The 14,269-nt window shown below is 49.8% G+C and carries 10 protein-coding genes and 1 pseudogene; 2 read left to right on the forward strand and 9 right to left on the reverse strand.

The window, feature by feature from the left end; all coding sequences use genetic code 11:
- The first annotated feature begins 142 nt into the window (after positions 1–142).
- On the forward strand, positions 143–1,540 hold the full coding sequence (locus HRU77_14455; protein ID QOJ21774.1) for a sigma-54-dependent Fis family transcriptional regulator: 1,398 nt from the start codon (positions 143–145) through the stop codon (positions 1,538–1,540).
- Between the two features lie 7 nt (positions 1,541–1,547).
- Here the strand turns inward: HRU77_14455 and HRU77_14460 are convergent, their stop codons facing one another.
- From HRU77_14460 to HRU77_14495, 8 genes and pseudogenes are all read right to left on the reverse strand, one after another.
- On the reverse strand, positions 1,548–2,351 hold the full coding sequence (locus tag HRU77_14460; GenBank protein ID QOJ21775.1) for an amidohydrolase family protein: 804 nt from the start codon (positions 2,349–2,351) through the stop codon (positions 1,548–1,550).
- Positions 2,352–2,369: 18 nt separating this feature from the next.
- Positions 2,370–3,791: a dipeptidase gene (locus HRU77_14465; GenBank protein ID QOJ22203.1), complete on the reverse strand. Its 1,422-nt coding sequence runs from the start codon at positions 3,789–3,791 to the stop codon at positions 2,370–2,372.
- Between the two features lie 188 nt (positions 3,792–3,979).
- Positions 3,980–6,361, reverse strand: coding sequence for an N-acetylmuramoyl-L-alanine amidase (locus HRU77_14470; protein ID QOJ21776.1), 2,382 nt, complete (start codon positions 6,359–6,361; stop codon positions 3,980–3,982).
- 23 nt (positions 6,362–6,384) lie between these two features.
- The gene (locus tag HRU77_14475) at positions 6,385–7,500 is read right to left on the reverse strand and encodes a pyridoxal phosphate-dependent aminotransferase family protein (protein ID QOJ21777.1); all 1,116 of its coding nucleotides are present in this window, start codon (positions 7,498–7,500) and stop codon (positions 6,385–6,387) included.
- Positions 7,501–7,510: 10 nt separating this feature from the next.
- Positions 7,511–9,640, reverse strand: a complete 2,130-nt coding sequence (locus HRU77_14480; protein ID QOJ21778.1) for a hypothetical protein — start codon at positions 9,638–9,640, stop codon at positions 7,511–7,513.
- A gap of 83 nt (positions 9,641–9,723) precedes the next feature.
- Positions 9,724–10,998: pseudogene (locus HRU77_14485) on the reverse strand (hypothetical protein).
- A 6-nt stretch (positions 10,999–11,004) separates the two neighbouring features.
- Positions 11,005–11,706: a hypothetical protein gene (locus tag HRU77_14490; protein QOJ21779.1), complete on the reverse strand. Its 702-nt coding sequence runs from the start codon at positions 11,704–11,706 to the stop codon at positions 11,005–11,007.
- A gap of 36 nt (positions 11,707–11,742) precedes the next feature.
- Positions 11,743–12,420, reverse strand: coding sequence for a hypothetical protein (locus tag HRU77_14495; GenBank protein ID QOJ22204.1), 678 nt, complete (start codon positions 12,418–12,420; stop codon positions 11,743–11,745).
- 457 nt (positions 12,421–12,877) lie between these two features.
- Here HRU77_14495 and HRU77_14500 point away from each other — a divergent pair, with 457 nt between their 5' ends.
- Positions 12,878–13,051, forward strand: coding sequence for a hypothetical protein (locus tag HRU77_14500; GenBank protein ID QOJ21780.1), 174 nt, complete (start codon positions 12,878–12,880; stop codon positions 13,049–13,051).
- A 159-nt stretch (positions 13,052–13,210) separates the two neighbouring features.
- Here HRU77_14500 and HRU77_14505 read toward each other — a convergent pair whose 3' ends face one another.
- Positions 13,211–14,266 (reverse strand): formylglycine-generating enzyme family protein, encoded by a 1,056-nt coding sequence (locus HRU77_14505; protein ID QOJ21781.1) that lies wholly within the window; start codon positions 14,264–14,266, stop codon positions 13,211–13,213.
- Between the last annotated feature and the right edge of the window lie 3 nt (positions 14,267–14,269).

Here is a 14,269-nt window from a genome sequence, read left to right on the forward strand (position 1 = left end):
CTGAATACTAGTAAGAAGTAATTCAGCTGATCAAAAAATCCAAGTATAGCGACACTGACCACAAGCAATTATCGAACATGAGAAGAGTCCTTATGGATTCTTTTTGGATCTATTTGGGTCAATCAGTTCATTGCTAAACACTATGGATACTTTCTTCAATGATAAGTCTAGACCAATCACCGTCTGGGTTCGCGGCGTCGGAGAATACTCGGAGAAAACTTTTCATAAATTCGTCGATCTTTTGATCGAGCATGACATTGAAGTACAAGATTATTGCGTACCGTGCAGTCATTCTGGCATCGTTTTTAGCAATAAGGTAACCACAGAATTTTGCGAACAATTATGCGAACTTAGTCACAACGGTCAAGTACAAGTCCTTGCTTATTGCCAAGAAGCCATTTCAGGAGAAGTCATCTGGCAATTAATGGAAGCAGGTGCGTCTGACGTACTGGTTTGTACAAAAGATAATTTGATCATCCTTGAGATCGTCGCCCGCCTCCGCCGTTGGGAAGCTATCAATCATCTGCTCAATTCTTCACTTGTTCAGAATGCACTGGTCGGCAAAAGCCAAACTTTGCAAACCATACTGCGCCAAGTCATCGAGGTAGCGTATTTTACTAACGTGTCCGTTTTAATTCTCGGAGAAAGTGGTACAGGAAAGGAATTACTGGCCAATCTCATACACACGCTCGACAATCGCTCTGATAAAGGCGAGCTTGTAATTCTGGATTGCACGACCATTGTGCCGGAATTATCGGGTAGTGAATTTTTCGGTCATGAACGGGGTGCATTTACAGGTGCTGCATCTTCACGGGATGGAGTATTTGCACTCGCGAATGGTGGTACGCTTTTTCTGGACGAAGTGGGCGAATTATCCATAACAATGCAAACTCAGCTTTTACGGGTAATCCAAGAGCAAACTTACAAACGTGTTGGCGGCAATGCCTGGCAACGCACGTCATTCCGGTTAATTTGCGCCACCAATCGCGACCTTATGGCACAAGTTCAACGCGGCGAATTTCGTGCCGATCTCTATTACCGGATTGCCAGCTATATATGCCGTTTACCACCTCTGTGCGAACGATCAGAAGACATTTTACCTTTGGCAAATCATTTCCTAAAAAAAAACTGCACGAGCCACGATGTACCCGCCATTGATAAACCCGTTCAAGAATATCTGTTACGCAGGCAGTACCCCGGCAATGTGCGTGACCTCAAACAGGTCATTTCGCGGATGTTGTGCCGTTATGCGGGTGAAGGTCCTATTACGATAGGTTGTATCCCGCCTGATGAACGGCCGGTTTTATCTGAAGATTGGAAAGAATGGCGTGATATGAGTTTTGAGCGGGCAATCCGTATCGCACTTAGCCGCGGCATGGGACTCAAAACTATCAGCAAAAACACGGAAGAAACCGCGATTCGTATCGCAGTCGACGAAGCAAACGGTAATTTGCAGCGAGCTGCGCAACGTCTTGGCGTAACTGACCGCGCCTTACAGTTGCGCCGGGCAGCACAACGCCAGGAAAACAGTGAGTATTAATTACGCATCACTGCTTGATGGCTTTATTCGTAAAAGCGAATTGCACGTTCTGCTTTTCGGATAAAGCAGGTGGCCACTGCTGCTGTGCAGTATGGATTAAATTTAGCAGATTGATTCCCAAAATCAATTTTTCCTGCTGCGGTGAAAGGCGTAATGCCTTGATTTTTGCCATTTCAATACCTGGATGAAGCCATGGCCCATCCGAACCAAACAAAATCTTGCCCGCTCCGGCGCGTTTCACCGCTTGTTCCAGCAAATCAAAACGCCGCACACCAGCAGTATCCGTATAGATATTGGGGTGACGAACCAGATGGTCGATGAGACCCAATTGTGCACGCCAATCGTCGGCAAAGCTGCCCAGATGGGGAATAATGAAGTTGACATCCGGATATTCTTGCGCCAGCAACTCACAAACCGACACTTCTCCCACCACATCGTAAAGTACCGGCAAAGCGAAAACCCTTGCCGTATCACAGATTTCCCGGGTAATGGGCGCATCATGGCGATGCACTTTGATTCCGGCAAATCCATATTGCTCGACAGCGGTTTCGATCAATTTATGCACTCGTCCCCGGTCTCTGGCCGCATGCACAAATGCAAATCCATAAAACCTGTCCGGTTGGCTTGCCACAATCCTTGCTACCTCCTTATTGGCGGTTGCATAATTCGAATGAAATGCAGCAAACAAAACGCTGCGCCGAATTCCTGCTGCGGTGGCACGGCGCAGATAATCCTCTAATGGTGCACGGGTATCCCAGGGGCCGGTAAAACCATCGCCGCTCCCGGCATGACAATGGCAATCGATGATCATCTTAGCCTCCTCAGTACTTCATAAATTCGATAAATATGAGTCGTTACTCTTGGTCATAGGGTAGGCATGTTGCCCCTGTCCTATTGCCGTCAAAAACCGGATGCTGGTCTCAATTCCATGGAAAAAGTTTGGTAAATGAAATTTCTCATTCGCTCCGTGAATACCATCGTTCGGTAAACCAAAACCCATTAGCACAACAGGCAGATGTAAGATTTCCTGAATCAAGTCAACTACCGGAATCGTCCCGCCATTGCGCAAAAATACCGGCGCTGTCCCGAATCCATGACGATAGGCGTGTGCCGCAGCAATTGTTGCAGGATGGTTGCGGCCGATCAGTACAGGCCGGGATGATGCAAAAGTGCGAATTCTTGTCCGCATACCCGGTGGCGTAATCTTCGCCACATATTTGCGGAATAAATGATCGATCTCCTGCGGATCCTGGTCAGGAACCAACCGGAAATTCAGTTTGGCCAGAGCATGCGTCGGGATGGCCGCCTTAACACCGCCACCCTGATATCCGCCATGAATGGCGGTTACCGTGATAGAAGGGCGGATCGTGGTACGCTCATACAATGAATAATCCCGTTCCCCCCAACCTATTGCCGCTCCGGCATCTTGCAATATTTTTTCATCAGACGGCCCAACCCTGCGCATGTAAGCGCGCTCCTTCGCATCCCATTGCCGCACGCGATCATAAAATCCAGGAATAGCTATACGTCCAGCCTCATCATGCCATTGCGCAATCATTTCACAGAGTGCTTGCAACGGATTATGAACGGCGCCGCCCAAAACGCCCGAGTGTAGTTCCCGCTTTTGCCCGATGATCTCCAGCTCAAAATGGATTGAACCTCGCAAGGCGTAAGTAATGGCAGGATGATCGGCAGCAGGAATTTGCGTATCCGATATCACGGCGCAATCAGCAGTAAGTATCTGCCGATTGGCGATTATGACTGCAGGTAAATTGGGACTGCCGATTTCCTCTTCGCCCTCAAACAGGCACTTGATATTAACGGGCAATCCCTGGCCATTCCGAAGCAATGCTTCCAATGCTTTGATATGTGTAAAAAGCTGCCCCTTATCGTCCGAAGCACCCCTGCCATAAAGATCGTCTCCACGAATCACCGGCTCGAATGGCGGCGATTGCCATGCAGACAACGGACCGGCCGGCTGCACATCGTAATGACCGTAAATCAGTACTGTAGGTTTTCCCGCTGCATGGCAGTGCTCAGCGTAAACTACGGGATGACCGTCGGTAGGAATCACAGCTACCCGCTCCAAGCCGATTTTTTGCAAATGGCCGGCCAGCCAGGCCGCGCAACGTTGCATATCGTCTTTATGCTGCGGTTGTACGCTGATGCTCGGGAAGCGAACAAATACTTTCAACTCAGAAATAAAGCGCGCGCGCTTGTTCTGTGTATAAGCAAGTACATCAGTTGAAATATTTAACACGGCAATTCAATCTCTCAAGATATCGATTAATCGCGAACTCTAATGAGAACAAGGCCGACCTGACTGTTTTGCTTCTGAGCGTTCCGACAGCCTCGAATGGTAATATTTTGAAGCTAAATATATTCACCATGGCACTCGTCTTTCAGTATAGGACTAGCTCGGGTAACAAATTTCTGACTTCAAGCAATGATTTCTTCACCAAGCTCAGGTTGTTGTCTTGTTTTCCCCCATGTCCGCCAAATATCCGGTATGGGATTGCCGCTTCCAACTTTAAAAGTTTGCCCGCCATCTCGCAAACCCAGATTATTAATCGCCCATTGGCCAACGTGATACCAAATATCTGGCCCCGGATCGTTTGTACGGGTTGCACTAGATTGCCGATGCGCCAGAATATGGGTAAGTCCCATATTTTTAACCAGGTAACGTACCAAGCAGCGCCCAGCCTTTATCTGTTCAGCGGTCACAATGCCTTGAGGTGATGCGCCATTCGGATAGACATACCGTTTGCCTCTTGTATCAGGAAAATTACCTGCAAATTCAACAGCTACGCTGCCAGCATTAAACCCATTTGAGGCATTAAGGTAGGCTGCCAATGGATGCAATTGCAATATCTGTCCGTTTGGCTTGATTACAAAATGCGCAGTCACGCTATCGTATCGGTTTGGTGGTGTATTTTTTTGATTGCCGGCAGTTTGGTGCAATACCAGCGCGTATACTTTACTCATATCGCGCGGCTTTCCTTTACGTTTATCTTTAGGCGTAAAACTTGTCCGATCCTCAATGGGCGCACAACCAGTCAGCACATCGGCAACCCCACTGGAAAGCTTACGAGCCCCCGTGCTAATGGAGTTCCATACATCACCAAGAAATGCTTCCTGATCGGATTGTTCTGGTTGAATACTATTGGCGTACCATTCATTACGAACCACGCCGTTCACTTCTAGATCTGCCCGAACGGCTGCCGGAAGACTCGGCACGTGCATCCTAGTCGCTGCCATCAAGGCAGCCTTGGCAATAGCTTCGGGATTGGCATGCGGATCGGCTAATGCTGCTTGTTTGGCTGCTGTCGCGGCAATGCGCACAAAACGCCGCGCCCTTTCCAATTCTGCTTCTTCTGCAGGCAAAGCGCTGAATTCAAGCTCCAGCGCTTTACTAACCGCTGTTCCGATGGCGCCACCGATAGCCGTGCCAACGCCCGGTATCGGAATAAAAGATCCTAGTGCTTTGCCAACAATCGGCAGTGCAGCTTTGCCAATTGCTTTCAAGCCCTTGCCCAGTGCGGGTAGCACTTTCTTGCCGACAAAACGGCCAAATTTCTTCAATCCTCTACCGATCCCTTTGAACAATTTGCCAAGAAATAGATCCAGCTCTTCTTCGTTGGAAATGGCCAATAATTCGGCGGCAAGCTCCAATTCTTCGGCTTCGCTGAAGGGATACTCCAGTTCCCATATAGCATCCTTCGGTAGAATCAAATTACCGGAGCCGCTGGCTGGGGCTGCCACAGGCCCGATTCTTTGTTTCCGGACATCCATGGGGCCGGTTGCAGCATAGGCTTTTCCAAGATTTATAGCCAAAGGTTTCGGCAGAATATTGGCCACCTGAGTTTGATCGAGCGCCTTGATGGGAACAATCGGTCGTTGATGTTCAGGCAGCATTTTCCCTGCCCGGATCAAGGTGCGTGTTATCAAGTGTTCTATTACAGAGCCACAACCGCGAACAGGGCATGTACCGCTTGCTTGTATTTTAGCCAGATAATAGCCAACTTTTTCCGGATACTTAGCGCGTATTTTTTGATGATCTTCACGCTCCAGCCTTTGCCGGAAGGAATCATCAATCGCCTTTCCAACTTTCAGGATTTTGGTGATTATTTTTTTTGTTTTTCCGCCAATGGTTCTTCGTTCAAATAGAACAACAATATACACACCCACATCACCATGGATCCGATCGCGCGGGCGCTTCTGAATTTCATCCCAGGTATACAGCTGCGGCTTTTCATTGCTGGGTTGCCAAGTTAACCACGCGATAAAACCAGGTTCTTTGATATACGATTCAAGCTCGGAATTTTCCCCGGCATTTTGTCCGGTGCACGCCGCCCTCAATGCATCTTCCGTATCCGGCCCGACAATACCGCTCGCCCTCAGTCCTTGCTGCCGCTGAAAATTCCGAACGGCGCTACGTGTATCCCGACCCATGATTCCGGTCACAGGAAGTTGCGTTCCCGCCGCTTGGTTTAAGCAATCCTGTACCCAGCGCACGTGTTCTGAACTGGAAGATGGTTCTGGTTCGCCGGAATAAGGCTCGCTCGCAATTGGATAAGGTTCATAGACAGTGCTTCCAAACGGCCGCCGCAATCCCTTTACGAAAGGCCTTGTTCTCGAGAACGGCGGATGTTTGGTCCCTTTTGGTCTCATACCGGGACGGATGCCAGGCCGTGAACTGCGGTTTCTAGGCCCTGCAAATGAGCGGCGGATTCCTCGCTCGCTTTCCACCTCAAACATTTCTCCGGTAATTGCTGGAGTAAGTTCTAACGGTATGGTTTCAAAGCTCAGTTCTTGATTCATGATTTACCTCTCGCATATAGTTGTCATGTTCTGAAGCCCGAATACGCGGGCGTGCCACTGCGATTTGCAGCCTTGTCGATGCTGTTTGTCACTGTGCTCAGTATGTCGATGCAATGATCAATTTCCCCGGCGCTATGCCGTGCTGTGATTAAAAAACTCAGGTGTGCCTCGCCGTTATCGCGGGGCCGAGACAATACCGTTTGAATACCGTGCCGAGAAAGGTACTGATGCATTCGAATCGCTGCGTTTCCAACGATTCCTCGCAAGGTTTGCACCGGAAACCAGGCGCCAATGGAATCCCAGCCGATTATTTCCAGTCCTTTGCGAAATTGCGCAACCCGTTGAATCAGTCTGTGCCGCAGCAAATTACCTCGGATTCTGTTCTCCGTTAATGCATGAGCGGCTGCGTGAATAACAGCTATTGACGGCGGGCTGCCATGCACCCGGGTATCGCTGGCTGTTTTAAAGCGCTTGATCAGTTTATTGCTGCCTGTTAAAACCGCCATCGGCACACCGAAACCTTTTGCCAGTGATGAGCCCACCACGATGTCCGGCCCAAAGTTTCCACTACAGCGCAACAGGCCACCCCCGCCTTTGCCATAAGGATTGTGCAACGTTGGCGACTCGCCCAGAATTCCCAAAGCTTGGGTGTCATCCAATACCAATAAACCGCCAAAACGCCTCACAATCTCCAGATACTCTCCGGCCGGTGCGGCATGTCCGCACGCCGGGCAAAAACCGTCGGCAATCGCCACGGGATATTTCTTTTTATGCACTTGCCGTTTGATTTGAACCAACAATGCATCAGGATCGTGGTGTCGGAATGTGTAAACATCGCCCCCTTTGGCACGAAACTGATCTGCTCCCCATCTGGCAATCGCATAAACCTCTTCATCCAGAAACAACGCCGCTGGTTGCTGGCGCAGCATGGCAAATAAATCCCAGAACAGATGCAACGTGGAAGGCAGCAACACACCTTGTTCACACCCTTGTAACTGCGCCAATTTTCCTGCTACCTCTTCGGCACCGGGTGGTTCGGTAAGCGCTGCCGGAACCCCCAGTGTAAGCTGCTGCCAGGGTTGCAAAAAATGGCTCGGATGATGCAATCCTAAATAGAGCGCTGAGGTGAAATTGATCATCGCCTACATCTCACATGGCTCGTTGCTGACTTGCCAAGCGTTTTTGCAACAATACCGAGGGCAAAGTCGAATCCACGGGCACATTGGCGGTCAAATCGACCGATAAGTCGACTCCGGTTGCGGCACGGTAGGCATGGATATAACCCTGTGCCTGAGGACGGAAGAACCGTGCCCAGTTGAGCGCCTTAACAGGCTCGAATTCATCACTCCAATGCCCCCAGCGGATAGAAAGCAAAAGTTGCTCGCCGAACATGCCCAGGTTGCGGAAATGCAACACGCTGGTGTCCGTCCAGCCTTGCAATTTCTTCATCGCGTCAACACGATCCATCCACGGCTCGGGATAAGCCACCATGATGCGCGTCGGCAGCAATTCGCGGAACTCCGGCCTGGCCAGCAGCCACTGCTGCATCAGCATTTCGATACGAGCCGTCGACGGCAAGTCGCCAAACTGATTGTGCGCCCCTTGCGAAAGAATCAGATGCACTTCTTTCAGCGCATTGAGTACCGGGAAGGCGTCGGCCTTGACGGTGGTATCGTCATCCTGTTTATAAAATACGGTGCACAACCGAAGCAAGTGATGAAAAGCTTCGAGGAATTTCGAACGCGTATCGGCGGGACGGAAGTTCTGCACCGCTTTGCCCTCCAGACGTAATCCGTAATGATGATCGTACTCGTAATTACGCCGGTTAACCGTCAAACGGTGTTGCTCGTCCTGGATATAACCCCACAACACATTATTGAGCGGACGCAATGGATCCATTTCCAGATTGGCGAGTGGATCCCGGCCGGATGCGCGCACATTCTGGAACCGCCGCGTAACGGCATTGGTCGTTTGCACCAGCATGCCTTCTTCGTGCCAGTAAGACCAAATGAGTTCCAACAAGCAAGGATTAGCGAGTTTTTCTTGCAGCAGCCCAAAACATTCATCTGCGTCACCGTTCGGGCTCGCTTCTTCGAATGGTTTAATTTTGATCGGAATGTCAGGCAACTTGCGGCGGATAACGGCGAGATATGGCAATACGTCACCATTGCCATCGACACCTACCAGATAATCTTTGTTGAAGGCATGATTCAGACCGCTCGGTGGTATTGGCAGATCACGGCGGTTCAAATATGCTTCATCTCGGGCTGGGTCAAAAGGTTGCAAATCATTGCGATGAATACCGCAATTTACCATTACAAAAGCTTCTGTAGCCGCCTTAACAACACGATATGCATCGGAATCTGTGAAAGGTAAAAAACGATTCTTCAATAATTTATCCCGCCACATCACATGCTTTTCATCATAACGATCACTCTCGAATTGACTTAATTCCCGGGGTTTCTGCTTACCACAGAAAATCCAATCCATGAAACTCAGATAATTATTAAACGAAAGTGCTTCTGCACTATTACGAATACCTGTCCAAAACGCGGTATCTTCTGTGAAAGATGTCTCTGTCCGAGTAAGGCTGGTCGTTGTTCTGGCATCGACATGTTGTACATTGCGCACTGCCGTGCCAATCAAGTTTGTGGCGATTGATGAGCCGTCAGCATGCTTGAGAGATGCATTAAAGGAATAACCACCTTGCATTCCTGTCGTATCGACGGCTATTTCATATACTCGATCCATGCCATCGATAAAGATTGAAGGTTGAGATAAACCACCCTGATTAGAAGACAATTTAATATCCGGGGTCCCTAAAGCAGCACTATGCGATATACGAAGTTTAGCCGGTTGACCCGCTACAATATCTTGACATAGCAGCTCCTCAGATCTAGGGCCACACATCACAAGCTGCTGTGTGAAGTTTACTGGCACCCCAAGATTAATCTGCTTGGTGCAATTACAGTCTATCGAAAATAATTCTTGTGGTTCATCACCTAAGCACGCAGCCGGCTCTTCATGAAAGCCAAAGGCATTTTCATAAGCTAAACCATATCGATGTGAATCACCCCCTAGAAGCTCAAAAACGGCATGCCCATTTTCATCAGTGATCTGTGCTTCAATATGCCGCCATTTACTGAGTGTCCATTCCAGAACTTTAATGCTCGCTCCTTTAATCGGTATTTTATTGCCCCCAGAATCATATAAACGAACTCTCAACGTGCCATTGCAGGGAGCTTCGCAGTTCGGCATTTTTTTGGATTTTGTAATCATGGCATTCTCCTAAGTGAATAGTTAATAAAACGATTTTGTTGGTAGTAATTCTCAAGCCAAGATTTCGGTTGCTCTGATCGCATCGAACAAACTGCAGATACTGCCAAGGTGTTGCGCAGCGCCCAGTGGGTGAGCAGTTTTCCCAGTATGGCGCTTTCCTGTTCCGGGCTCATGTGGCCGTCGGCGCGTGCTTGACCGATCACAGCAAAAGTCAGTACTGGTGATGCGCGGTACATTTTCACTGGATTTTTGCGCCACGCTAGGAACAATGCCTGAAGACGGTGCGGCTGACGGTTTTGCACCTGCAAGGCTTCAGTCAGGCTGCGCCCGCTCAGGCTTTCAGGCCTGTGGTTGATCAGCAATGCTACGAAGCCGGGCAAAGTCGCCAGCAATGCCTGATAATTCTGCCGTTGCGCCGCGTCCAAACCATCCAGCGGATAGTACGATTCCCATAGCCTTGCCAAACGCTGCCATTGCGGATGCGGGTAGAGTGCTTGGCCGATCGCACAACTCAACTTGACGCGAATCCAAGGCGACGGATGCGGATCATCGCGGTTCAGACGAAACACGAAAGCACGCGGCAAGCTGACTACGCCCATTAACCCGAGCGTGGAAGCAATGCCAATACGGGCAATCGACCAGAAATCGGCGATGATTTCTGAAATCCACCGCTCCCACAACGACCAGGTGGTGCTATAAGCGCCACTGCCGCGTTGCATTCCCTTTAACACAGGCCGCAAGGAATTTACCAAGTTGAGCAATGCAGCCGACTGATGCCCCACCTCATGAATCAGGGAGGAAGCGATACCACTGCCTACCATACGTTCCCTGGGAATACGAATCACCGCTACCGGATTTTCACCACCACCTGGCAACCGTGTTCTGGCGCGACGGATCGCCGCACCAACACCACGATCGAGATAGCAGATAACGGGAGGTACCTCGTAATAATGTCCCGGAATGGCAAGTGCATCCGCTGAGACAACTTCAAGGCCGGAAAGCCACACACCGATTTCATTCTCGCTGCGCTGCGTGATCGCATCGTTGAATAAATCAAATTGTGTCAGCACGGCATTAAATCTCAACCGCAACAGGGAAAACAGCTGTTGCGCATGAGCAGGGGTTGCTCTACGGCCCAACGGCCCGCGCAACCAGGCGATGTAACGCTGGATCAGATCCCTTAGTTCTCGCCGCCCCTGCATTAGATAACGCTCGATGCCGGTTTGCGTTGCCGGTAATAGCGAGGCCGCTGGCAGCATGGTTTCATGCAAGGCGAATGGCTTGACGCGTTTCAACCTGGTTAGCAAAGCACGAGCTTCTTGCTCGAGCATCCATGTGGCGTAAGGAGCGGCGCGCATGGCAAGTTAAGCTCCAAACAATATGATTTTGTTTCCGCGCCGCATCCAGCGCCCGCTCATGGCACCCCGCCCGCAGGAAGGGCATGCTTTGCCTAAAGCACCGGGATTTACAGCAGGCGCGCCGCGCACCAAACCTGGAGCAAGTTGACGGGCGGCCGCTGCAACTGCTGATTGCGCAACTGCTCTCGGATTGGCTGCCTGCGGTGAGAGTGCTGCATTTCTTGCAGCTGTTCCGGCAAACTGCACGAAGCTTTTGGCAGCTTCGTATTCCTGATCTTCATGACTCAGCCCTTCCAGTTCCAGACCAAAAATCCGCCCCGCGGTAGAGGCAACCTGGTTGCCTATTTTGGCGCCACCAGCGCCGCCAAAATAACCGCCAATGGCACTGCCAACCATGGGTAAAGCTTGCTTGGCTGCGCCTTTCAACAAGCCGCCAAGCTGTTGACCGACAGGGGATTTGATAAATTTTCCAGCTGCTTGTCCTGCTCTTTTAATAAGACTTCCCAAGAATCGGTCCAACTCTGCTTCGTTACTGACTCCCAGAAGTTCAGCGGCGAGTTCCATGGTTTCTGCCTCGCTAAAAGCACCGGTCTCGCCTCCCCATTCTGTTTCGCCATATTCACCGAATTCTCCATATTCGTATTGCTCATGTTCAAAATTTTCCAGCTCGGGGTTGCTTTCTAGTTGTGTGCGATCGATATCGTGCATTTTTGTTCTCCTCATCGATATGTTTATAGAAACTGCTTAGCAATTAACAATGATGATGTTGCGCCCACGCCGGAACCATCGGCCTCCGCGCCCTTTGTCAGATATGGCTGAAGGCATGGTTGATATTGATCCTGATCCTATCAAATTGGGCGCATAGACTTGTGCGGCTTTATTAGCGGCTATTTGCGCGGTGCTGCGGGGATTGGCGGCAGGCGGTGCTGATATGGCATTCTTCACGGTATTGGCGGCAAAACGCACAAATTGTTTTCCGCCCTCAAATTCGCGGTCTTCCTGGCTCATTGCTTCAAGTTCGAGTCCAAGCGCGCTTCCAGCTGCGGAAGCCAAGCCACTGCCGATCTTAGCGCCAAGAGGCCCGCCAAAATAAGCACCCAGCGCGCCACCGGCAATCGGTAAAGCTTTTTTGGCGACGCCCTTGAGCACTCCGCCCACTGCTTGACCGATGGGAGATCTCACTACTTTACCTAAGGCACTGCCAGCTCTCTTAATCAAATTACCCAGAAAATGGTCAAGTTCTGCTTCGTTAGTGATTTCCAGAAGCTCGGCAGTGAGTTCCATTACTTCACTTTCATTAAATACTTCCCCCCATTCCGCTTCGCCATATTCAAATTGCTCGAACTGTTCGCCTTCATATTGTTCAGCTTCAAAGCCGCTCATTTCTGGATTAAATTCAAAAGTATTTTCGCTCTGATACATGGTATAGCCCTCCACAATTTTTTTATTCAAGTGCTTGCGTAAATAAGTGTTGTAAGCCCCCGTCAGGTAAATCGGTTTTATCCCAATCTCCTTCATCTTGATATTTGCAAGTCACATGCCAAGAAAATCAAAGTTGCAATAAATCTCAAAGAAAATATCTAATGGCTTGAAAATAGAAATGAAAGTAAAGAATGATTCAAAGGAATTGAATAGAAAGAAAGAGTAAATTCAGCGAAATCAACTTCGGTATTGGATGCTCTTCCCGCTTGCGAGCGAAAAAGATTTCGCCCTGAGGTGATACACTCCAAAGTGCATCATGCTTGACTGTGGTGCTCATGACGACGAGCAGCCTCAGGGAAATAATAATTGCTTCAAATGGTGCAGGATTACGGCTTCGTGCCCAAAGCATACCGGCTGTATTGCATCAGAATTAGAGGTAAGGTCAGCGATTGCTGGCGTGACGCAGAAAAATCAGACCGGGCATCGGCATGGCGTATTCGGCGGCGGTGAGCTTGGAATTGGCACGCAATTGGTCGGCAGCTTCCCAAAGTTCATTTTCGAGTTGCCGGATATTTATTCAATCGTGCTTGTTGTTTTGCCCGGAAGTGGCGGCGAGCGGTTTCCTTCGTGACACCTAAATGCGGAGCGGCTTGTTAAATCGTCGCAAGTTTGACAGATGACCTCGTTGCAGGCCATCGGTGAACGGGCGGTACGGCGGGGGGGCGGAATTCGGTGCTACGGCCGGTATTGCGGGATGGAGCAGGGAGCGGCTAGTCTTACAGCCTGCCGGCTATTGGGCGGGAGAAAGACACATCACCCGAAATCCAAAATTATTGTACCGGATGCCGGCATCGAACTCGCCACGAACGGATGAGCGCATATACTTCGAGTCATAGGCCCAGGAACCGCCACGTAACACACGTGAGCCAAATTCATCCATACGGGCGCATTGCTGTTCCTGTCCGTCGTATTGATCGTGCCATGACGAACAGGTCCATTCCCAGACATTTCCGGATGTATCGTACAAGCCATAAGGATTTGCCTTGAACTGCCCCACTGGCGCCGCTTGATGGCTATCCCACTGGCTGCCGCATTCACTGCAATTGGCATTATTACTTCCGACTTCATTACCCCACGGATAAGCAGTCTTCAGTCCCGCTCTGGCGGCGTATTCCCATTCCGCTTCGGTGGGCAGACGGCAGCTGAGCTGTTTCTGTTCCCCCAGCCAGGCTGCATAAGCCATCGCCCCTTGCCAATTGATTTCTACCGCGGGTAGTTTTGCTGCAGTGTTTTCTTGACCGGCTGGCGGAATATTCGAATTTTTTTCTGCCGGGTTTCTGGATTTCTGCGCTCGTAGGTAGCTACCGTACTGTTCGTTGGTAATCTCGTATTTGCTCATGTAAAAAGGCCGGTCAATTTGGATATGTTTACCCGGGATACCAAAATACTTTTTTTCTTCCTCCTTCAGATTTTCTCTAAACGCAGCGTTCTGCTCACCCATATCGAAAGAACCGGCCGGGATCAACACGAGTTCGGGAAGGATTATTTCACCGGATTGCATTGAATCACTGTCAGAATTCATTTGATCTCGAATGAGTTTGTCATAAATTGACGTAACAAAAGGCACGCTCATGATTACCAGAATCGCAATAACTGAAATCCACAGAAATCTACTGAGTAATAAAAAACGTACGCTGCCTTTTCCTGGATTATATTGAGTCTTCATTTTTTTACACGGCACGGTTGTAGCAAACTGACGCTCAAATTGAGTTCGATAGATCGATAAGGGTTTCTCAGCATATTCTGCCGGCCGGCAGCTGAATTGGCCGGATCTTTGCTCATGCAAACT

This window comes from Gammaproteobacteria bacterium, assembly GCA_015709615.1.
Lineage (GTDB): Bacteria > Pseudomonadota > Gammaproteobacteria > Burkholderiales > Nitrosomonadaceae > Nitrosomonas.

What these genes read in the sequence shown, in the direction of transcription:
- HRU77_14455 (QOJ21774.1), top strand. Translation starts at nt 143, where the DNA reads ATGGATACTTTCTTCAATGATAAGTCTAGACCAATCACCGTCTGGGTT.
- HRU77_14460 (QOJ21775.1), bottom strand. Translation starts at nt 2,351, where the DNA reads ATGATCATCGATTGCCATTGTCATGCCGGGAGCGGCGATGGTTTTACC.
- HRU77_14470 (QOJ21776.1), bottom strand. Translation starts at nt 6,361, where the DNA reads ATGAATCAAGAACTGAGCTTTGAAACCATACCGTTAGAACTTACTCCA.
- HRU77_14475 (QOJ21777.1), bottom strand. Translation starts at nt 7,500, where the DNA reads ATGATCAATTTCACCTCAGCGCTCTATTTAGGATTGCATCATCCGAGC.
- HRU77_14480 (QOJ21778.1), bottom strand. Translation starts at nt 9,640, where the DNA reads ATGATTACAAAATCCAAAAAAATGCCGAACTGCGAAGCTCCCTGCAAT.
- HRU77_14490 (QOJ21779.1), bottom strand. Translation starts at nt 11,706, where the DNA reads ATGCACGATATCGATCGCACACAACTAGAAAGCAACCCCGAGCTGGAA.
- HRU77_14495 (QOJ22204.1), bottom strand. Translation starts at nt 12,420, where the DNA reads ATGTATCAGAGCGAAAATACTTTTGAATTTAATCCAGAAATGAGCGGC.